Genomic DNA, 22,795 nt, shown 5'->3' with positions numbered 1-22,795 from the left:
ATTGAGCTAATTTGCTGTCTTGATAATTATTAGACATCAATTTTATAAAAAATAAAAAGCCGTTTGAAATTAATTTCAAACGGCTTTTTTATATTCTTAATTGAAGGTTTAAAATTTATTTACCTCTTACTTTACATTCCCATTTCCATGCAGAACGCATAGCATCATCGAGAGACAATTGTGTTTTCCAACCTAATTCATCATTGGCTTTATGGGTGTCTGCATAAGCAGAAATAACATCGCCCTCTCTTCTTCCTACAATTTTATAATTTAATTTTTCACCAGAAACCTTCTCAAAAGATTTAATAACTTCTAAAACAGAACTTCCTGTTCCTGTTCCTAAGTTAAAGGTTTCATAACTGGCTTTATTCTTATTTTCTAGTAAACGTTTTAAAGCTATAACATGCGCTTTTGCTAAATCTACAACGTGAATATAATCACGAATACAAGTACCGTCAGGTGTTGGATAATCGTCCCCAAAAACAGAAAGTTGCTCACGTAAACCAATAGCCGTTTGCGTAATAAATGGTACTAAATTTTGTGGCACTCCAATAGGCAATTCACCAATTTCAACCGACTCATGTGCACCAACGGGATTAAAGTAACGTAACGCAATGGCTTTTAAATTAGGAGAGATTTTACAAGTATCTTTAATAATTTCTTCTCCAATTTGTTTGGTGTTCCCGTAAGGCGATTCCGCTTGTTTTACTGGCGCATTTTCGGTAATTGGTAACTCATCTGCTTGTCCGTAAACCGTACAAGATGAGCTAAAAATAAATCCTGCCGATGGCAATTTTCGCAATTCTTTTAAAATATAAACTAATGTTCCTATATTATTTTCATAATACATCAATGGTTCATTTACACTTTCACCAACCGCTTTACTCGCTGCAAAATGAATCACACCTTTTATATCATTATGCTTTGCAAAAAAGGCTTCAACCTTGTCTTTTTCTTTTAAATCTAATTTTTCAAAAACAGGCTTTTTCCCAGTAATGGCCGTTATACCGTCCAATACATTTTCTGAAGAATTTGATAAATCGTCAATAATTACAACCTCGTAACCTTCGTTTTGTAATTCTACAACCGTATGCGAACCAATAAACCCTAGCCCGCCAGTAACTAATATTTTATCCATGTATAAATTTTATTATCGTTGATGTTATGTGTTCAATTTGATCATCTTCTAATTCGGTATGCATTGGTAAAGAAATCACATCTTTTACTAACTGATTTGTTACCGCAAAATCGGCTTCATTATATCGAGAATCTAAATAGGCCTTTTGTAAATGCAAAGGAATTGGATAATATACCCCGCAAGGAATATCATGTGCTTGTAAATGTTTTACTAAAGCATCTCTATCAACACCTTTTACGCGTAAAGTATATTGATGAAATACATGGCAATCACAGGTATCACAAATTTCGTTACAGTTATTAACTTTAGGGGTCGTAATACTTGAAATCCCCTCAAAAGCTTTAGTATATTTTGTAGCTGCTGCTTGTCTCGACTTATTGTAAGTATCCAAATGCGGTAATTTAGCATTTAAAACTGCAGCTTGAATACTATCTAAACGAGAATTAACGCCAACGACATCATGATGATAACGTTCGTACATACCATGATTTACAATACCACGAATGGTATGTGCCAAAGCATCATCATTTGTAAAAATAGCGCCCCCATCCCCGTAGCAACCTAAATTTTTAGAAGGAAAAAATGAAGTAGCTCCAACATTCCCAATGGTTCCTGCCTTTACTTTTTCACCATTTTTATAAGTATAATTGGCTCCAATAGCTTGCGCATTATCTTCAATTACAAATAAATTATTGGCTTCCGCAATTTCCATTACCGCTTCCATATTAGCACACTGTCCAAATAAATGTACAGGCACAATTGCTTTAGTTTTTGGTGTAATCGCCTTTTTTAAAGCCTCTATATTTATATTGAAATCATCTTCATTAACATCGACCAAAACCGGCGTTAATTGCAGTAAAGCAATAACCTCAACTGTTGCAGCAAAAGTAAAATCGACAGTTATAACCTCATCGCCCGGTTTTAAACCCAAGCCCATCATAGCAATTTGTAAAGCATCGGTACCATTGGCACATGGAATTACGTGTTTTACCCCTAAATACTGCTCTAAATTACTTTGAAATTTGTGAACTTGTGGTCCGTTTACAAATGCGGTAGTTTCAATAACTTCTTGAATAGTAGGGTTTATAACATCTTTTATATCGTTATACTGACCTTTAAGGTCAACCATTTGAATTTTCTTCATCTAAAATAAATTTAAGCCCTATATAAAAAAGACTTATTTTAAAGCACTCCTTTCGTTTGTTTATTTAAATTTAAACAGCTACGAATTTACAAAATTCATTCACGCCAACCAATCAATTTATTTTAAAGAATGTATTTTAGCAGCAAAGAAAAAAAGTTGCGTTTTATTTATAACATACTCATCCATTTAGCCGATTTAGCTTTAAAAGCTATTGCTCCATTTAACGCCAAAATTAAAAGTGGTGTCATGGGCAGAAAAAACACGTTTAAAACATTAAATACAGGACTTGGTAAAACCGATAAAACCCTCTGGTTTCATTGTGCTTCTTTAGGGGAATACGAGCAAGGTTTACCCGTATTTAAAAAACTACGAGCACATTATACAAAGCATAAAATTGTACTTTCATTTTTTTCTCCTTCGGGATATGAAATTAGAAAAAATTCGCCCATTGCAGATATTGTGGTCTATTTACCCATGGACACTAAAAAGAACGCCAAAAACTTTTTAGATATCGTAAACCCCGAACTCACTATTTTTGTGAAATATGATATTTGGCCAAATTTTTTAAATGAAGTAAAACGAAGACACTTACGCGCTATTCTTATTTCGGCGGCTTTTAGAAAAAATCAATCGTATTTTAAATGCTATGGCGGAAATTTACGCGGGGCGTTATTTGCTTTCGAACATATTTTTACACAAAATGAAACCTCTAAACATTTACTTGAATCTATAAACTATAATGCCGTTTCGGTATCTGGAGATACCCGTTTCGATCGTGTTTATAGCCAATTAGAATTGGATAATACACTCGATTTTATTGAAACCTTTAAAGACAATAAACTTTGTATTGTTGCTGGAAGCACCTGGCCTGAGGGCGAAAAAATGCTTTCTAATTATATAAATTCAAAACCTTCAGCAGACATCAAATTTATAATTGCACCACATAATATAAAAGATGGACAAATAAATCAGTTACAAGAAAACTTAAAAGTGGATACGGTTTTATATTCCGAAAAAGACCGAGCTAACCTAAAAAATGCCAAGGTATTTATTGTAAACACTATTGGTATACTTACTAAAATTTACAACTACGCCGATATTGCCTACGTTGGTGGCGCCATGGGAAACACAGGACTACACAACACTTTAGAGCCCGCCGTATTTGGCATTCCTATTATTATAGGAAAAAACCATAAAAATTTTCCAGAAGCCCAGGCTATGATAGACATAAAAGGATTGTTTTCAGTTGAAACTCAGCAAGAATTTAATGCAATTTTGGATAAATTGATTGAAAATTCAATCTTTAGAACGTCGTCTGGCGAAAATAATTCAAAATATATCAAAAAAAACAAAGGTGCCGTCATCCAAATACTAGACTATCTACGTATATAGCATGAATTTGATACTAAAAGCGAAACTATAATTAACCCTTTTTTTCAATTTAGGTATTAATTTCATAATTAAAATTAACACTCTAAAACACAAAAAAAATGAAAAAATTATTATTTAGCGCAGCTCTATTAGTAGCTTTAGGCATGTCTTTTACATCATGTAGAGATGAGAAAAAAGGTGACTCTATTAAAGATGCTATGGAAAATGCTGCTGAAGCTACTGAAAACGCGATAGAAGATGCTGCTGAAACTACAAGTGATGCTGTTAAAAATGCAACCGAAGCTACTGAAGAAGCTTTAGAAGGTGCTACTGAAGCAACAGGAAATGCTATTGACAAAACCGTTGATGCTGCAGAAAACACTGCTAACAAAGCAGGAGAAGCTGTAAATGATGCCGCTAAAGCAACTGGAGAAGCTGTTAATAAAACGGTTGATGCTGCAGGAAAAAAAATAGATAAAGCTGCCGATGCTGTGAAAGCTGAAGCTAATAAATTAAAAAACTAATTTATTATTACTTTAAACAAAACGAAAAAACCACCTTTAATTGGGTGGTTTTTTTATGCATTATAATGAACGCTATATGTCGATAAAAACGTATTCTAACTAGAAATAGCCTTAGCCACAATAAATCCGCCGGTCCAAGCATTCTGAAAATTAAAACCACCTGTAACGGCATCAATATTTAAAACTTCACCAGCGAAATAGAGATTTTCGTGTTTTTTACTTTCAAAGGTTTTAAAATTCACTTCTTTTAAATTCACTCCACCGGCCGTAACAAATTCTTCTTTAAAGGTGCTCTTTCCATCGACACTAAAAACGGCAGCGGTTAACTGATTTGTTAAAGCTTCCAATTGCATTTTATTTAAATCTGCCCAACGGGTTTCGGTGGTTATTTGCGAAGCCAAAACCAATTTATGCCAAAGGCGTTTTGGTAAATCGAATTCCGTAGATTTAAAAACCGTTTTTTTTGCTAAATCCTGTTTCGTTGTTTTTAAAACATCTAAACAACTTTCAAAATCCTGACGAATAAAATTAACTTCAATTTGAAATTTATAATCCCGTTTTGCTAATTCTATCGCCCCAAAAGCAGATAACTTTAAGATGGCAGGCGCACTCATGCCCCAATGCGTAATTAATAACGGCCCTTCACTCCTTAAATTAGTATTTACCACCTTTATTTCTACGTTTAAAGCCACCACACCGGGAATCTCCGTAATGCGCTCATCTTTTATGTTGAATGTAAAAAGCGACGGTACAGGCTGAGAAACCGTATGCCCTAAGCCTTCTAAAACTTTCCAAATTTTAGGATTACTTCCTGTAGCAATCACCACTTTTTCTGCTGAAAAATCACCTTGAGTGGTTTCAATTTGATATGAAGATTCGAAATGTGTTATCGTTTTTACGGCGTGATTCTTAAAAATTGCTACGCCATATTTTTCTGCTTCACCTAAAAAACAATCTATAATAGTTTGAGAGGAGTTACTTTCGGGAAACATACGTCCATCGTCTTCGATTTTAAGCGGTACGCCTCTGTTTTCAAACCATTCAATAGTATCGCCCGTCATAAATTGATGGAACGGTCCACGCAATTCCTTTTCACCTCGCGGATAATTTTTCACCAATTCTTCTGGCATAAATTCGGCATGCGTAACATTACAGCGTCCGCCACCAGAAACCTTAACCTTGGTAAGTACTTCGCCACCACGTTCTAAAATAGCCACTTTTAAATCGGGGTTTTGTTCCGCAATATTAATAGCACTAAAAAAACCTGCAGCACCTCCTCCAATAATTATAACATTGTATTCCTTCATAAGTTTAAAAAACTCAGTAAATTTACCATTTAAATTTTAAAGCATAAATGAACAAACTTATTATATTATTATTAATCTTAAACGCAAGTTGCGAAAATGAGAACATTAAATTTCTTGCCGAATTACCGAAATCTTTAGATGAAGTTTCTGGAACGGAAACCACAGTAAACTCCGATTATATTTGGATGTTGAATGACGGTGGGAATGCATCAAAATTATACGGTGTTTCAGCTAAAGGCAACATAAAAGAAGAATTAAAAATAGACGCAAAAAATAACGATTGGGAAGATTTAACTTCGGATGAAGAAGGCAATCTTTATATTGGTGATTTTGGAAACAACGATAGTAAACGTAAAAACCTATCCATATTAAAAGTTAAAAAGAAAGCCTTAAACGACAAAGGTAAAATTGACGTTGATCGTATTTCTTTTAGCTACCCCAACCAAAAGAAATTTCCACCTAAAAATAAAAACTTATATTTTGATTGTGAAGCCTTTTTCTATTTCAATGGCAACTTTTACTTATTTACAAAAAGCCGAGTAGAAAAGGATTTTGGGAAAACCACTTTATACAAAGTTCCTGCTAAAAAAGGGAAACATGTTGCCGAACTTTTAGGAACATTTAATACCTGTAGCGATATGGATTGCTGGATTACATCGGCTGATATTAGTGACGATGGTAAAACGGTTGTATTGTTAAGTCCGAAATCGGTTTGGACCTTTACAAATTTTAAAGGTGACGATTTCTTTAACGGAACATCTACTGAAATACCACTTAATGGACGCATCTCTCAAAAGGAAAGTATATGTTTTAACAACAACAACACGCTATATATTACAGACGAAAAAGCCCATGGTAGCGAAGGGAATTTATATCAATTCCATTTAAAATAATGTGTTTTTAAAACCCAAAACCAACTTTAAAAGCGAAGCGCAAACCATCGTCACTATTAAAGGCCGATACATTTAAAGTTACAACATCTGAGGCATTGGCAAACACACCTCCACCCATAGAAGTATTCCATTTATTGGAATTAAATGCGGCATTACCATCGAGAACTAAATGGTTATCAATCCAAACACGACCATAATCGAAACCACCATAAACACCTATTTTTAAAGGTAAAAAAGCCGTACGAACTTCGGTAAGATTTAAACGTAAATCGGTGCTTTGGTAAAACGAATTTTTACCCGAAAACCGTTCGTTTCTATACCCACGTAAACCATTATTAGCCCCAATATTTGCGGCTTGATAAAACTCGAAATCATCGCCAAAAATAAGATGCGCTTTGGCATTCGTTGCTAATACCAAATTCCCACTCTTAATGAGTTTATAATCGAAACCAAGTTCTGGAATTACATATCCAAACCCTTTAGATTCATCTACATTTGTTTTATACCCAACCTGTAAACTCGTTTGCATTCCTAAGGTTGGGAACGCCTTATTATCTTTGTTTTGATAAGAATACAACGCATTGGCGCCTAAAAATTTCTTATGATTTTCAGCACCATTTTCAATATAAAATGTATTTATAAATCTATTGGATGATTCTTCAACCTCTATATCCTCATAACTTACACTTACTTTTATATGGCTCCCTAAATGACTACGCCAATTTAAAGACGGCGCAAAAGACAGTGTACTATATTTAACACGGTTATAATCTAAACTATAAGTATCCTCATCGTCCACATTTAAATTGGGAGTACTGTTACCAAAACCGAAGAAGTTAATAGCATAATTGGAGCTTGTAAATTTAGCATTTAACCCTAAATTCCATGATCCTAAAACATTGGCAAACTCGCCTGTATATTCAAAATCAAATCCGCTAGTTGCAAAATAATAGGCTGCTCCAAAAATATGTTGCGAACTAAATGGGTTACGATCGAAACCATAATTTGTATGCGTATTTAAAACCCCCATTTTAAACCCATCGTCTGGATTAGCACCTATAATAGGAACTAATTGATTGGTACTGTTTTTTAATTTTCTAAAATCGTAGACATTGGTTTCATAATCATCGGTGAGTTTATTGCTTCCTAAATTTGTTTCGATGGTATTTTTTTTCGATTTAAAATCGTAGAATCGCACTTTTTTACCATTTTCAACAGTATAGGTATCGTTATTTTGTCCCCCAATTAAACGTACTTTAATAAAGTGGTCTCCACTACCAAAAACTTTAAATTCATCTTCATCATCTAAACCGTAAACCCAAATTTCTTTAGTGTCTTCTTTCGAATAAGTATTCTCAAAAAACACCATTCCTTTTTCACCATTTTTTATTCGGCTTGCCGTTACCTTTGTTGTACCATTTGGCAATCTTTCAATTTCAAATAAATCATCTTTATCTGTACCTACAATCACTACGCAATGGTTTATAACCTCGTAATAGTCCATGCCGTAGGTTGATAAATTTTTAATACGCTCGATAAACGTTTTCTTAATTTCTGCAATGGATTCCTCTCGGACTTCCTTCGGAAAATTAGTAAAAGCCTTATCAATAACGCTTTCGGTTAAATGGTCTTGAATGAACTTAATTTGTTCTTCCCATTGGGCTTTACTCGTTTTATTTAGTAAAGCAATATCCAAAGAATACGGACTAAAATTGAAACCTTTAATATTTCTAACATCATCATCAAAGCCTTCCATAAGTTTTAAAGGCGGAATAATTCGAGTGGCTATTTGCATTAATCCACCATCGCCCATAATGGAAAATACCTGATCCCGATCTCGTGGAATAGGTTTATAAATCACTTGGTTGGTTTCTTTATTTTCAAACTCAGCCCAACGCCATTGGTCGGTGTGTCTGTCCCAGTCTCCAATAACCATATCGAATAAACGGGCTCTAAGGAAAGTAACTTCATCAACTTGATACTTTTCGTCTTTTCGAAGTTTTTTCATTAAATCGGAAGTGCTTTCAATTTTGTTAGCATAACCAAAACTAGCGACTTCGCCATGACCATCGGAAACATGTTCTTCAATCATATATAACTCATCACCAAAGCTAGTATTAAAATCTTCCAATGCCTTTTGTTTTGGCACATAATACAATGTTGGATTGGTGTGAAATAATTGAACCGCATCGGATAAATCGCCGGTTACAAAGGCTGCATAAGGGTGAGATCCCGTGTAAAAATCTAAAAGAATACTCTCGGTTAAGGTGCCTTCAAATTCGCCTTTTATAAATTGATCTTTAAACGCCATAGCCTGTAAATACACCGTAGCACTTTTTCTAAGTGCCCGCATCACATAGCGTTTTCCGTTTTCATCGATTAAATGCAAAGATTTAGATTGGTGCCCACCCCCTTTTCTGTACGGCGATAAACCTCCAAATAAAGTATCTAAATTTACCGTAGGCGCTTCTATTTTTGTGCCATAAAATTCGCGGTAACGATCGCCCCAAATGGCTTTATGAAAACCACCTTTATCCACCTCATCGGCGCTATAAATAGATGCTGTTTCTGTTTTAGGAAATGTATTTTCGTAAATTGATTTATCTTCTCTAATATCTGGTCCATACACTTCTGTTTGATAAACAACTTTATTTTCTTTAGCTGAATAAAACCGAACAAATGATGAACCGTCTTTAAAAATATCCAATCGAGCATAACCAGCTTCACTTGTAGAAAAAGCATCGTTCACATTTCTAGTTGGCGTAGATTTAGATCCAGCACCACTAATTATTTGTACTAAATTGCTCTGCTCTAAATACTGTAAATTATGCTCGTGACCTGAAACCAAAATTACTTTTTCGTTTTCTTGAGCCAATGTAACCACACGCTTTTTTAATTCATTGTATCTTTTATTTTGTAAATCAGCAGGGGAAACTCCAGTAGTTTTTCGAAGTAAATTTTTTAAACTTCCTAATACCGGTATGGGTTTTAAAGTTGAATTAAAACTATACTCACCACCGTGCGAACCATTAGTAAACATGGGATGATGCAAGGCCAGTATGGTCGATTTTCCTCTCGCTTTTTTTATCAAACTTTCCAATTCTTCAAAAAATTGCGACCGCGTTTTTATTTCGCAATCATCGTTCATTGTTGGGTGGTTATCCCAATTAGTCAAATACCATTCGGTATCTACAATAATTATTTCAACATCATCGGAAATTTCTACTTTCTCAATCGGGCAGCCATTTTCAGGTAAAAAGGTGTTTTTCCCTAAAACGTCTTCAACATAATTTTCTTGACGTTTTAAACCTTTTAACCCATCACTATACCAATCGTGATTTCCCGGAATAAAAATAGTTTCACCTTTAAAATTCTTTACAGCATCCGTTTGAATTTTCATTTGATATTCTGCAAATTCACGACCTTTGTCGCTTTTTTTCGGAAACCCTTTTGGGTAGATATTATCACCTAAAAACAATACGGTGCTTTGCTCTGGTGCATTATTAATTTCATTTCTGAAAGCCTTAAGTCCCGCAGATTCCGAACCTATTGGAGAATTTCCTGCATCGCCAATTAAATAAAACGAATAACTAAGTTCTTTATTAGGAAACTGAACATTTGCAACATCATTAATTTGCGTTTTATAAGTGGCACAGGCATTTATAAAAAACACTAAAAAAGATAATATAATGTAGCGTAAAGTTTTAGTCATAATTAACGGATATTAATTTTTACAAAAATAATTGTTTAAAAAGAGAATCTTGATGATATCACTTAAGAAAACGACCTTAATCAATTTAATAGTCCAAACCATTATAAACACCAAGGCAGTAGAATGCTTATTCCTCTATAAGAGTGGTATTAAAAATAACGCCACTCGCTAGTGTTTTATGCACTGGGCAGCGTGATGAAATATCTTTTAATCGTGCTTTTTGAGTCTCATCTAAATCTCCAACCAACTTAATTTTTTTGGTGATATGATCTAAATAGGATGGTTTTTCCAAATCTAAACCTAAATCGTCACTATGTTTTTTAGAATGTGTCACGTAAACAAAAACCTCTTGTAAATCCCATTTTTTACGTTCGGCATACATTTTTAATGTCATAGCTGTGCAAGCTACCAAAGCCGCATTTAAATATTCGTAAGGCGAAGGGCCAAAATCATCACCACCAATAGAGGCTGGCTCATCGGCAATCATGCTGTGGTTTTTGGACTGTATGTTAGTAGTAAAATGATCTTCAGTAAGATTTAAATGCCCAACAAGTTGTTCGCCATTGGTTTCCAACATATCATTTTCTTGAGGCTTAAAATAACGTTGCACCCAAGTTCCAATCATATTTCCCGCATAAATACTATCTCTTGAATTTGATAATAAATGGTCGGCATCATCTAAAGTTACAAAACTTTTTGGGTGCTGTGCTTTATGATAAAGTTCTTCGGCATTTTTAATCCCCACCACCTGATCTGTTGGCGCATGCATAATTAACAGCGGTTTTCTTAAGCCCTTAACGATGGACGGCAAATCGGTTTTACCAAAATCTTCAACAAACTCGTTATCAATTTTAAAAGGCCTTCCCCCAATATTAACTTCAACTTCTCCTTTATCTTTTACGGCATCTATACCGTGAGAAAATAAATGCGTAACATGACTTACAGTAGATGGTGCTCCAATGGTTGCAACGGCTTTTACATGATCCAACTTTGCTGCGGCCGAAAGCACTGCTGCTCCACCTAAAGAATGCCCAACCAACAACGATGGTGCGCCATAATTAGACGACATAAAATCACTCACAGCTATCAAATCTTCAACATTAGCCGAAAAATGACTATCGGCAAATTCACCTTCACTTCTTCCTAAACCTGTAAAATCGAAACGTACTACTCCAAAACCATAATTTGTTAAGGCGCGGCTAATATTTTTTACAGCACCTAACGAACTTGTACATGTAAAACAATGTGCAAAAATGGCATAATGATTCGGCTTTTGGTTTGCCGGCAACTCTAATTGTGCCTGTAACATTAAGCCTTTTTTATTTTCTATTTTTAGTCTAGTGCTCCTCATGAATTAATTTTGAATATCAGTCGTTTATAAATCGGTTTCCTTAACATTAATTAACATATTTTGAAAATTTGTCGACTAATACTTTTAATTTCGGGTTAATAAACTGTTTGCAAAATGGTTTTTCGGGATTCTTTTTATAATAATTTTGAATGGCCTCTCGCGATGCTTTAAATTCTGAAAAAGGTAAAATTTCAGTGATTATTTCGTCTTCAAAAATATTTTTAAAATCATTTAAAATGTGAATAGCTTTCTTTTCTTGTACTTCGGAAAATGTATAAACCGCAGATCGATACTTATCGCGCATAGAATGATTACTCGTGCTTTTATGGGTATACAAATGAATTTCAATTAAAACTGATAAAGCAATCTTTTCTTCATTAAAATGAACAATCACAGCTTCGGAAAACGAGGTGTTTCCTTCAACGGAAGCCACATAACCTTGTTCTACTTTTACAACACCTTTTAAAGCTTGAAAAACAGCCTCGGTGCACCAATGACAACCACCACCTAAAGCTATTTTTGAGAGCGTCTTCATTTTAAAACATTAGTTCCATTGCAGTGCTTTGCGTTCTGCCCAATATTCAGATACATTGGCTTTAAAACTTGACAGTTCTTCCAATTCTAAAGGGGATAAAATAAAAGTGTTCACCTTTAAATTTTCTTGCAACTGTGTGTTATTACCTGCGCCACTTAACACCATACTTCCCGGAATAGTTTGCGCACAATACTGTAAACAAACAGCATCTATACCAACCTGATATTGATTTGCTAAACGCTCTAAAACCTGATACATTTCGTCGTAATTCGGATAGTTTTTATTCCTAAAAACGCGTCCGTTGGCCAAAGCTTCTTTTATAACAATCGATTTATTTTCCTTAGCCAAAATACTATAAACATCTTTTAAACTTTGGTCTAATAAATTATACGTGACTTGAAAAATATCGAATAACGGCTCTCCTTCAACCTCAACGGTTAAAGCCCTTTTTAAAACCTCTACTTGATTAGTTCCCGTAGTCGTAATTCCCATTTTTATACGGTGCGTCTTTTTTAAAAAAGCCAAATAATCTAAAACAGCTTGGTTTTCCAACACGCCCGTTTCAAACGTTGTGGAATGTATTTGATACACTTTTAAATACGGTAAAAACTGTTTAGAAACCTCCCATTGTTCTTTCAGTTTTTCTAAACTATGCTCTTTAACTTCGTGAACTTTAGCATTGGGATCAAAATTTGCGGTATAGGTATACCCCCATTTTGTAGCGATTTCAATAGTATCATCATCTTTAGTTTTTAACCAATCCAGCAGTAATTGTTCCGCCAAACCATAACCTGGCGCCGTATCAAAATACCGAACCCCAAGATTATAAGCATTTTCTAAAACCGAAAAACTTTCATTTTTAAAAGCTTCTAAATTTGATGTATTAGAAGGATTTTGACGCACATTTATATATTGCGGTCGTCCTAAAGCTGCTGTTCCTAAACCTAATTGCATTTGTTTTTCTTTTAATTTTTATATTTACGAACTACAAGATAACATAGAGCAGCCCACTTTATGGCGCGCCCATTCTGGTCTTTTTACAAACCATTTTTCATGTTCTGGTTGTTCATCGTATGGTTTTTTCAAAAGATTGAAGAGTTCATCAATTAATTTATAATCCCCTTTATCGGCATCATCAATAGCCAATTGCGACATATAATTACGAAGCACGTATTTTGGGTTAACACTATTCATTTGAATTTTTCTATCTTCGGAAGAAACCGTTTCTACTTTTAAACGTTTGGCATAACTTTTAAACCAAGTCTGCCATTTTGTTTCAATCTCACCTTCAACTTCATTTAAATTATAAAACGCATCTTTAATGATTGAAATACCTTCGGAAAGATTTTCTTCTGAAAAACGACTTAAATTTCTGAAGAAAATCGTCATATCCGTTTCAGTTAACTGCAAATTTTCTTCTAATTGCTGAATTAAAATTTTATCATTTTCAGCTTCATTTTCAAACCCTAATTTATTCCGCATCATCCTTAAAGATTGCGTGTCGAAACCGGTTTGATAGCTATCGAGAACAGCTTGCAACGGTTCCACATCTTCAATTAACGGATACAAGGCATTGGCGAGTTGGTACAAATTCCAAAGTCCCATATTGGGTTGATTTCCGTAACGATAACGCTTATGTTGACTATCGGTGGTGTTTGGGGTCCAGCCATAACTAAAATCTTCTAACCAGCCGTAAGGCCCGTAATCTATAGTTAAACCAAGGATAGACATATTATCGGTATTCATAACGCCATGCACAAAACCTACCCGTTGCCAATCCACAATCATTTTTAAAGTGCGCTGAGCAACTTCTTTAAAAAATGCGATATAGGTTTCTTTTGAAGGTTTTCCTAACTCTGGAAAAAAGTTAGATATGGTATAATCTGTCAATAGTTTTAAAGTTTCAGCATCGCCTCTAGCCGCTAATATTTGAAAACTTCCAAAACGTAAAAAACTAGGTGCAACTCGAGAAACAATAGCGCCTTTTTCGTAAGCCGAATTCCCATCATAAAGCATATCCCGTAAAACTTGATCGCCCGATAATGCTAAAGACAAAGCTCGCGTTGTTGGAACGCCTAAATGAAACATGGCTTCGCTACATAAATACTCCCGAATGGAAGACCGTAACACCGCCAAACCATCGGCCGTTCTAGAATATGGTGTTTCACCGGATCCTTTTAACTGCACCGCCCAATGTTGCTGGTTATGCTCAACTTCAAATAAATTAATAGCTCGACCATCGCCTAATTGCCCGGCCCAATGTCCAAATTGATGCCCGCCATAACACATAGCAAAAGGCTTTGTGTTTGGGTAAACTTCATTTCCTGTTAACACCTTTAAAAAGGTTTCACTTTTAGCCTCTGCTGCTGTTAAACCTAAATTTTCAAGCATTTCTGGAGACACATGCAACAACTCTGGTTTTGCCGTTTGCTTTGGTGTTACAAAAGAAAAACAAGCTTTTTCCACCTGACGTCTTGTGTTTTCAAGATTAGGATCGGCTGGTAATTGAGTATTAAAAGTGTCTTTTATGTTGAGTTTCATACTATTCTAATTTTGAAAGGAGATAGATTTAAAAATATTATCCCTTCAATTTATCGGCATGCATACTTCGTAATTTAGCCAATTTCGGTGTAATTACAAAACTGCAATAGCCTTGTGTTTGGTTTTCTCTGTAGTAATTTTGATGTTCTTTTTCGGCTTGAAAAAACTGAGGTAATTCCGTTATTTCGGTAACTATCGGGTTTTCAAAATAAGGTTTTACTTCTTTTAAAACAATTTCAGCCATTTGCTTTTGTTCTTCATTATGATAATAAATTACAGAACGATATTGCGTGCCTTTATCTGCACCTTGTCTGTTTAAAGTAGTAGGATCGTGAGTGGTCATAAAAATAGTTAAAAGATCTGCGTATGAAATAACATCTACATTAAAAGTCACTTGAATCACCTCGGCATGCCCGGTTAAACCAGAACAAATTTCCCGATACGTTGGATGCCCAGGAACATGTCCACCAGCATAACCTGATACTACTTTTTCCACGCCTTTTACTTCCTGAAAAACGGCTTCGGTACACCAAAAACAGCCGCCTCCAATTGTGGCTAATTGTATATTTTTATTTTGCATGTGTTTAAAATTTAAACCTGTTGTTCTAAAAAAACAGATTGGTATATGAATTAAAGCTCAGCCTTTTCTAATTGCATAGATTCCGAATTCACGCAATAGCGCAACCCGCTAGGCTCTGGACCATCGGGAAAAACATGCCCTAAATGCGCATCGCAAACATTACACATCACTTCTACACGCACCATACCCAAAGTAGTATCGCGCTCGTATTTAATCGCATTTTCTTTTATAGGTTGGGTAAAACTAGGCCATCCCGTTCCGGAGCTAAATTTTATAGTAGAATCGAAAAGTGGTGTATTGCAGCACACACAATTATATTTACCAGCATCATGAACTGTACAAAGCGCACCACTATGCGGATGCTCCGTTCCTTTTAGACGTGTTACTCTAAATTGCTCTGGCGTTAATAGCGCTTTCCATTCGGCTTCAGTTTTTTCTACACGTTTATCCGGTTTTGGATTTCCTTTTACTGAAAAATTAATAATGTCTTTCCAAGTTAGCATACTTTTTCCTTTCTTTTAATTTAATAGATGCTTTATTAGAATATTTAGTCGAAAATGAAATATAAATCTTACTATTTCCCAAATCGCTCTTAAATATGAAAGCATTCACGAAATTTACGACAAATATCATCGTTACTATAGTAATTCTAATTTCATCTTTTAAAGTTTTGTACTTTTACTAAATAATCTTTTTACACATTTTAAATATGCTGATCGCTAAAGCTGAAAAATTTGTTATTAATCTGCTCAACGAAAAATTGACCCCTGAGTTTACTTATCATAACATTGCGCACACACAACTTGTTGTAAATAAAGCTGAAAAATTAGCCGAACTCGCAAAACTTGATGATAAACAAAAGGAACTCCTTTTAGTTGCGGCGTGGCTCCACGATACCGGGTATACCGAGAACCCTAAAAACCACGAAGATGCTAGCGTATTAATAGCTGAAGGCTTTCTAAAAGCTGAAAAATGTAGTGCTGAGGATATTGCTACCGTTTCTAGCATGATCATGACCACCAAAATGGGAGTTATGCCCAATACAACTTTAGAGAAAATTATTAAAGATGCCGATTGTGCACATGTTGGAAGTAAAGATTATTCCGACACTTCGGAGTTACTTCGGAAAGAATTGGAACTTACCTCGAATAGAAAGCTCTCTGAAAGTGAATGGCTAGAGGAAAACATTAAGTTTTTAACCAAAAAGCATCGGTTTTTTACTGCAGAAGCGGCATCTAACTGGGAAAAACGCAAAGGAAAAAATCTAGCTAATTTATTAAATAGAAAGAAAAAACTAGATTTAGACAAAGGCAAACTTACCCAGAAAAAAGCCGAGTTACAATTCAAAAAAGAAAAGATAGAATTACCAGAACGCGGTATTGAAACCATGTTTCGTGTTACCCTAAAAAACCATATCACCCTCAGTAATATTGCGGATACCAAAGCTAATATTTTATTATCCGTAAATGCTATTATTGTATCGTTAGTATTATCGAATTTAGCATCTAAACTCGACAAACCTTCTAACGATTATTTAATTGTACCTACTATTATTTTTGTACTATTTACAGTAGCTTCTATTATTTTATCCATTATGGCAACACGACCAAATGTGACTAGAGGAAAATTTACAAAAGAAGATGTTGCTAATAAAAATGTGAATTTATTATTCTTCGGAAATTTCCATAAAATGAGCCTGAACGATTTTGAATGGGCTATGGGAGAAATGATGCAGGATCGTGATTACCTTTATTCTTCAATGAAAAAAGATTTATACTTTTTAGGTTTGGTTTTAGATAAAAAATACAAAATACTGAGACTGACTTACGGGGTATTTATGACAGGTATCATTGTTAGTGTTATTGCCTTCATTATTTCGTTTTTTTATGCTGGAATAATCTTCTAATTTATTCGGCGGGCGATTAAATAAAGCGACTCTTTTTCAACAATTATATATTCTAAAACGAAGGAAATTAGGCTTTAATTTCGGTCATTAAATCATCGTAAGTATAAAAGGCTTTATCTTCTTCATTCTTATGATATAACACACTTACTCTAATCGCTTTTAAACCGGTTACAGCCTGTAAATCTTCGAGCTCTACAATTTCCACATCGGTATCTACATAATGTTTAGCTTGCAGGAATTTAATGTATTGTAAATACTCAATTTCATCTTGTTTTTGAGAATATACAATACTAATTTTTCCTTTTTGCGTTACCCGTTCAGAAGACCCTTTTATATGTGCTTTATCTACACGTTTTTTAACAATTTCATATCGTGCATTATAGGTTCCATCAACATCAAATTGCTTTTCGTCCATTCTAAAACTAATGGTTAAAGGCTGATTAAAAACCAAAACCATAGAAGCCACATCGAGAGCCACAGGAAATTTGTGCTGCATTTTATAAAACTCGTTTTCCATTTCGCACATGACTTGCAATTGCCACAAACGGAGATTATATAAATAAATAGGATTAAAAGAATCCTCTTTAGTAATGGATTCTCCCACATACATGTTGTGCTCTACACCATCGGTTTTAAAACGTTCGAAATAATGCGGATACATTTTTTGTGCGTCTTCTTGTTTTTTATCCAGCAATGCCGCCATAGACTTATTTATTAAAGCTACGGTCTTATCATATTGCTTTCTATGGTTATAAAGCACATGAACCTTTTTATCTATAGCATTAAAATAAGATTCTATCTCTGGCTGTAAATCTTTTAAAACTTTCATGTGTTCAAAAGCGGTTTCCATCTCATTTTTGAAAAATGATGAAATTTGCTGTTCACTATCCACCTGAAATTGGTTTAACCCCTCTAAATACTCATCAATTTGATAAATAAATTGCTCGTAAATGGGTAAGTTTTCAATTTGAAACGCTTTTTCAAAAATAGATTTCGCTATATTTAATTGCAACGTTAAATCTTCTTTTGTTGCTAAATTTCTAGCTTCCGAAGACCCTTTAATATCTATTTGACCGTAAAGCGGATAAACATTTTCAAAGGCTATTTTTTTAAAAGAGGCCTGTTCGCCACTCATTTCAGATTTTATAAAATTCTTAGCCTCTTTAACAAATCGCCAATGCACACTAGAATGAATAGAGGTACATTCTTTTTGAATAATGGCTTCAATTAAATTTTCTTCTTCGTTTTTAGAACGCTCTACAGCCGAAATAATATACGGCATAACATCGACTAATTTATTTGCATTAATGCTGTTGAGTTCTTGGGGTGTGTTTGAAACTATTTCAATAATTCCCATTAAACCATCATCATTAGCAATGGGAGCAAAAATGGCACTTTTAATCCCTTGTTTTTTTAAACTTGTTATATGTGGAGGAACTTCTCCGGTTGTACATTTAGATACATCGTCAACATTAGATACAGAAAACACTTTATTCTCCTTTAACAAACGATTATATGATAAACAACAAAGGGCATCGGCACATTTTTTAGTTTGGTCTTCACCTAAAAGATAACTGCTCATGCCATCTCCATAAATGCGCTCAAAAATGTCCTCTTCTTCATTATAAATTGAAAAGCCAACTTTTAAATTTTTAATACCAAAAAGTGAGCTAAAAATATCGTGAAATCCAGCGATAAGTTCAGATTTCATACTTTTATCATCACTAATTAAGTTCGATTTTATATTAGAAATCGATTGATCATCGGTAACATCAAAAATATTTGAAATGGCAAAACCTTTAAACGTGTAGCTGTTTGGAGGAAATTTCTCTTTCCAAAGGTCTATGTTTTCATAATTATCGAGTAACTCATCGTAATCGGCCTGAGTTATTTTAGGAGCATTTTCATTTGGAATAATTTCACAAAAATCTGCATTGTATAAAATTTTATAATAGCGAAGAATGCCGTTAGCATCTGGTATTTCGTAATAAAATGGCCGTTTAAAATTAATATGAAAATCGTAACAAAACCCCAAAATAATAGTACAAGCCACGATATAAATATCATTTTCGGGCATGTTTTTCATTTGAAGTTTAAAATCCTTACCTGCCGTTTTTACAATATTTTTAAACCGTTCGGAAGCATTAAAAATTAAATCGTGAAAAGGAGCCGAAGCTGTTTTAATTTCATTATTGGTTAATAACGGACTAAAGATGTCTTGAAGAATAAAAGCAATTTCTTTTTCGCGTGCTTTTATGGCAGAAATATCGCTAAAACCATCACGTAACTCTGGGTATTTCTTAACTATATCCAAAATACCTTTTGCTTTATTTGCCATAAAAACATCGTCACTTAGCAACAACGCATCATAATGTTTCAATAGTTTATTGAAACTTATTTTTATGTTTAAAGGAGACTCTATATTGTCGTTTATATCCATTATGGGTTTTCTTGTAAAACAAAGTTACAAATTAAATAGGTTTGTCGTAGGTTTTACATATTCCTAACTCAAAAATCGCTATTTTTTTTACTTATAATTATAAAAAAACGCTTTTACATTCTAAACTTACAAATGGTGTAAATTATGAAAAAAGTAAAAGCGTTTTCTATTTTATTTTATTGGTCTGTTATGACATGGCAATATATAAACCGATAACCATAGCAACCACTACAAAACCTACTGGTTTTAAATATTTCCAGTTAACAATATCCACTTGTTTGGTATAGGTTTGAACATAATCTGTTTCTCGTGGGTAAAAATGACTTACCACATACATAATGATAATAGTTAACACAAATAAAATACCCATAAGATGTAAGAAACTAATATCTGGTTTAATAACATACAACGTGATTAAATAAGTAACTACACTAAATAAAATAGCAATGTTTGCTGCCTTTCCAGAAACACGTTTAGAAAACACCCCAATAACAACAATAGCTAAAATTGGCACACTGTGTGTTCCGTTAAGCTGTTGCAAGTAGGTGAAAATTCCTCCCTCTACACCATACAATAATGGTGCTATTCCAATAGAAAACAAAGCGAGTATAATACCAAAGGTTTTACCTGCTTTTACCACTTGTAATTCGGTAGCATCTTTATTTATATATTCTTTGTAAAAATCTAATCCGAAAAGTGTAACCGAACTATTTAAAGCACTATTAAATGAACTTAAAATAGCACCAAAAAGCACCGCTGCAAAGAAACCAATATAAGCCGCAGGTAATACTTTTTTAACAAGCATTGGATAAGCTTCATCTGCATTCGCCAAATCGCCATTAAAAATATAATACGCAATAATACCAGGAAGCACTACAATAATTGGCCCCAAGATTTTAACAAAAGCAGCTAGTAAAAGTCCTTTTTGACCTTCTTTTAAATTCTTTGCACCTAAAGCACGTTGTATAATAGCTTGATTGGTTCCCCAGTAATAAAAATTAACAATAATCATTCCTGTAAAAAGTGTCATAAAAGGCACATCGGATTCTGGTCCTCCAATAATATCAAACTTCTCTGGCAATGCTGTTGTTAATGTGGTTAACCCCGTAAATACATTTCCATCTCCAATATACATTAAACCAAAAATTGGAATTAAAGATCCTCCAACTATTAAGCCCACTGCATTTATTGAATCGGATACGGCCACGGCTTTTAATCCTCCAAAAATGGCATAAATACTACCAATAACCCCAATAGAAATCACGGTAACCCAAAGCGTAGCTTCTGGCCCCATACCAATCATTTCAGGAATACCAAACATGGTATTTAACGCTAAGGCTCCCGAGTATAAAACGGTAGGTAACATAGAAATAGCATACCCTAAAAGGAATAAAAGAGAAACAATAGTTTTAGTCGTTTTTCCATAACGGTTTTCTAAAAATTGTGGAATGGTTGCAATACCACTTTTAAGATATTTAGGTAACAACACAAAGGCTGTAAATACCATGGCAATTGCGGCAAGAACCTCATAAGCCATAATTGGGGCACCATCTCTAAACGAGACACCGTTCATTCCAACAATTTGCTCTGTGGATAGGTTTGTTAATAATAAAGACCCTGCAATTACTGGCCCCGTTAAACTCCGCCCACCTAAAAAATAGCCATCTGAAGATGTTTCATCTGTTTTTCGTGTAGACCACCACGCAATAAAGGCTACCAATAAAGTAAACCCTGCGAAAGAAATAATTCCCATAATAATTAATTTGGTTTAGTTAATATTCTATATTTAGTTTTTATGCTTACTTATTTTTAATAAAGCAATGCCTATGAATACCCCTACAAGGTATAAAAAATATTAAAAATAAGTGTTATACAAACACTTTTTAAAATGTTATAAAAAAAACTGTAATTTGAAAAAAATAATTCAACTACAGATTAAAATGTTTTTCTTTTTTATACCAAGCTTCATCAAAACGATATAAAAAAGCACCTCTTCTCGACTCGGTCATATCTTTTTCTTCTAGCTTGACTAAATAATTCATTTGCGATACTTTTCTACGAAAGTTACGCTTATCTAATGTTTCGTCTAAAATACCTTCATAAAGTGCTTGTAACTGTGGAAGCGTAAATTTTGAAGGTAATAAATTAAATGCTATAGGAAAGTTTCTAACGCGACGACGCATTCTTTTAATAGCAATATCAACCATATCATTGTGGTCAAAAATAAGTTCTGGTACCTCTGTTATAGGAAACCACTGGGCATTATACTTTTCAATTTGATCTTCAGTATAGCTCGATTTTAAAATCATGGCGCTATAGGTTGAAGAAATAACACGATCGAATGAACAACGATTTACTTTTCCGAAAGTTTTAATTTGCTCCATATAAATATCTTGCAAACCAGATAAATCGGATAGTATCCTATTGGCAGCTTCGTCTAAATCTTCATCAAAGCCAACAAAACCGCCAATTAGAGACCATTTTCCCTTTTCGGGTTCATCTTTCTTTTTTATTAATAACAGCTCTAGTTTGTTATCATTAAATCCGAAAATAATACAATCTACTGATACTTTAATCTGCTGAATAGTCTGCTCTGTTCTGTTCGATTTAATCATTCAGTTACAAATAAAATTCAACAAATTAAAGTAGCGTTATTATTGATTACCTTTATTATAATCTTCTAAAAACTTAGCTAAACCACTATCTGTTAAAGGGTGTTTTAACAATCCTGTAATTGAAGATAAAGGCCCAGTCATAACATCAGATCCTAATTTAGCACAGTTAATTACGTGCATCGTGTGACGTATAGACGCTGCTAAAATTTGTGTTTTAAAACCGTAGTTATCGTAAATCATTCTAATTTCGTCAATCAGGTTTAAACCATCGGTAGAAATATCATCTAAACGTCCTAAAAACGGAGACACATACGTCGCTCCCGCTTTTGCGGCTAATAAAGCTTGACCAGCAGAAAACACTAAAGTTACGTTGGTTCTAATCCCTTTATCAGAGAAATATTTACAAGCTTTTACACCATCGGCAATCATAGGTAATTTTACTACAATTTGTGGGTGTAAAGCCGCTAAGGCTTCACCTTCTTTTACCATACCGTCAAAATCGGTAGAAATCACTTCGGCAGAAACATCGCCATCGACTAAATCACAAATTTTTTGGTAATGCGCTAAAATATTTTCAGCACCTGTAATCCCTTCTTTTGCCATTAATGATGGGTTTGTTGTTACGCCATCTAAAACGCCTAAAGCTTGTGCTTCTGCAATTTCGCTTAAGTTTGCTGTGTCAATAAAAAATTTCATATTCTTCTTTGTTATTGTTTATTAAAAGCTAAATGTCGCACC

18 protein-coding genes are annotated in these 22,795 nt (G+C 34.1%); 4 read left to right on the top strand and 14 right to left on the bottom strand.

Features of this window, described 5'->3' with window-relative positions; translation table 11 throughout:
- Window positions 1–115: 115 nt before the first annotated feature.
- Window positions 116–1,138, bottom strand: a complete 1,023-nt coding sequence (galE, locus tag FQU21_RS10000) for a UDP-glucose 4-epimerase GalE (RefSeq protein ID WP_147677856.1) — start codon at window positions 1,136–1,138, stop codon at window positions 116–118.
- The gene (locus FQU21_RS09995) at window positions 1,131–2,282 is read right to left on the bottom strand and encodes a DegT/DnrJ/EryC1/StrS family aminotransferase (protein ID WP_147677855.1); all 1,152 of its coding nucleotides are present in this window, start codon (window positions 2,280–2,282) and stop codon (window positions 1,131–1,133) included. Before FQU21_RS09995 ends, galE begins: the two co-directional genes overlap by 8 nt.
- Window positions 2,283–2,411: 129 nt before the next feature.
- On the opposite strand from FQU21_RS09995, the gene FQU21_RS09990 reads away from it, so the two are divergent.
- Window positions 2,412–3,674 (top strand): 3-deoxy-D-manno-octulosonic acid transferase, encoded by a 1,263-nt coding sequence (locus FQU21_RS09990; protein ID WP_246124819.1) that lies wholly within the window; start codon window positions 2,412–2,414, stop codon window positions 3,672–3,674.
- Window positions 3,675–3,772: 98 nt separating this feature from the next.
- Window positions 3,773–4,177, top strand: a complete 405-nt coding sequence (locus FQU21_RS09985) for a Tim44 domain-containing protein (RefSeq protein WP_147677854.1) — start codon at window positions 3,773–3,775, stop codon at window positions 4,175–4,177.
- 95 nt (window positions 4,178–4,272) lie between these two features.
- Here the strand turns inward: FQU21_RS09985 and FQU21_RS09980 are convergent, their stop codons facing one another.
- A complete protein-coding gene (locus FQU21_RS09980; protein WP_147677853.1) occupies window positions 4,273–5,484 on the bottom strand; it encodes a BaiN/RdsA family NAD(P)/FAD-dependent oxidoreductase in 1,212 nt (403 codons plus the stop codon).
- A 47-nt stretch (window positions 5,485–5,531) separates the two neighbouring features.
- Here FQU21_RS09980 and FQU21_RS09975 point away from each other — a divergent pair, with 47 nt between their 5' ends.
- Window positions 5,532–6,377 (top strand): hypothetical protein, encoded by an 846-nt coding sequence (locus FQU21_RS09975; RefSeq protein WP_246124818.1) that lies wholly within the window; start codon window positions 5,532–5,534, stop codon window positions 6,375–6,377.
- Window positions 6,378–6,384: 7 nt separating this feature from the next.
- Here FQU21_RS09975 and FQU21_RS09970 read toward each other — a convergent pair whose 3' ends face one another.
- The 7 genes from FQU21_RS09970 to msrB form a co-directional block, all read right to left on the bottom strand.
- Window positions 6,385–10,089, bottom strand: coding sequence for a metallophosphoesterase (locus tag FQU21_RS09970; protein ID WP_147677852.1), 3,705 nt, complete (start codon window positions 10,087–10,089; stop codon window positions 6,385–6,387).
- 127 nt (window positions 10,090–10,216) lie between these two features.
- A complete protein-coding gene (locus FQU21_RS09965; RefSeq protein WP_147677851.1) occupies window positions 10,217–11,440 on the bottom strand; it encodes a bifunctional alpha/beta hydrolase/OsmC family protein in 1,224 nt (407 codons plus the stop codon).
- A gap of 46 nt (window positions 11,441–11,486) precedes the next feature.
- Window positions 11,487–11,975 carry a peptide-methionine (S)-S-oxide reductase gene (locus FQU21_RS09960; protein WP_147677850.1) on the bottom strand — a complete coding sequence of 163 codons (489 nt, stop codon included), beginning with the start codon at window positions 11,973–11,975 and terminating at the stop codon, window positions 11,487–11,489.
- A 9-nt stretch (window positions 11,976–11,984) separates the two neighbouring features.
- Window positions 11,985–12,929, bottom strand: a complete 945-nt coding sequence (locus FQU21_RS09955) for an aldo/keto reductase (RefSeq protein WP_147677849.1) — start codon at window positions 12,927–12,929, stop codon at window positions 11,985–11,987.
- Window positions 12,930–12,953: 24 nt separating this feature from the next.
- Window positions 12,954–14,516 carry a protein adenylyltransferase SelO gene (locus FQU21_RS09950; RefSeq protein WP_147677848.1) on the bottom strand — a complete coding sequence of 521 codons (1,563 nt, stop codon included), beginning with the start codon at window positions 14,514–14,516 and terminating at the stop codon, window positions 12,954–12,956.
- Window positions 14,517–14,553: 37 nt separating this feature from the next.
- Window positions 14,554–15,096, bottom strand: coding sequence for a peptide-methionine (S)-S-oxide reductase MsrA (msrA, locus tag FQU21_RS09945; protein WP_147677847.1), 543 nt, complete (start codon window positions 15,094–15,096; stop codon window positions 14,554–14,556).
- 50 nt (window positions 15,097–15,146) lie between these two features.
- The gene (gene msrB / locus FQU21_RS09940; RefSeq protein WP_147677846.1) at window positions 15,147–15,599 is read right to left on the bottom strand and encodes a peptide-methionine (R)-S-oxide reductase MsrB; all 453 of its coding nucleotides are present in this window, start codon (window positions 15,597–15,599) and stop codon (window positions 15,147–15,149) included.
- Between the two features lie 206 nt (window positions 15,600–15,805).
- On the opposite strand from msrB, the gene FQU21_RS09935 reads away from it, so the two are divergent.
- Window positions 15,806–17,002 carry a Pycsar system effector family protein gene (locus FQU21_RS09935; protein WP_147677845.1) on the top strand — a complete coding sequence of 399 codons (1,197 nt, stop codon included), beginning with the start codon at window positions 15,806–15,808 and terminating at the stop codon, window positions 17,000–17,002.
- 67 nt (window positions 17,003–17,069) lie between these two features.
- On the opposite strand, the gene FQU21_RS09930 is transcribed toward FQU21_RS09935, so the two are convergent.
- The 4 genes from FQU21_RS09930 to fsa form a co-directional block, all read right to left on the bottom strand.
- Window positions 17,070–19,442: a GAF domain-containing protein gene (locus tag FQU21_RS09930; RefSeq protein WP_147677844.1), complete on the bottom strand. Its 2,373-nt coding sequence runs from the start codon at window positions 19,440–19,442 to the stop codon at window positions 17,070–17,072.
- Between the two features lie 187 nt (window positions 19,443–19,629).
- Window positions 19,630–21,195, bottom strand: coding sequence for a solute:sodium symporter family transporter (locus FQU21_RS09925; RefSeq protein WP_147677843.1), 1,566 nt, complete (start codon window positions 21,193–21,195; stop codon window positions 19,630–19,632).
- 175 nt (window positions 21,196–21,370) lie between these two features.
- The gene (locus tag FQU21_RS09920; RefSeq protein WP_147677842.1) at window positions 21,371–22,057 is read right to left on the bottom strand and encodes an NUDIX hydrolase; all 687 of its coding nucleotides are present in this window, start codon (window positions 22,055–22,057) and stop codon (window positions 21,371–21,373) included.
- 39 nt (window positions 22,058–22,096) lie between these two features.
- The gene (fsa, locus tag FQU21_RS09915; RefSeq protein ID WP_147677841.1) at window positions 22,097–22,753 is read right to left on the bottom strand and encodes a fructose-6-phosphate aldolase; all 657 of its coding nucleotides are present in this window, start codon (window positions 22,751–22,753) and stop codon (window positions 22,097–22,099) included.
- Between the last annotated feature and the right edge of the window lie 42 nt (window positions 22,754–22,795).

This window comes from Algibacter pacificus, assembly GCF_008033385.1.
Classification (GTDB): domain Bacteria; phylum Bacteroidota; class Bacteroidia; order Flavobacteriales; family Flavobacteriaceae; genus Algibacter; species Algibacter pacificus.
Note: the sequence above shows the minus strand (reverse complement) of the source record. Positions and strands in the feature narration are given on the sequence as shown.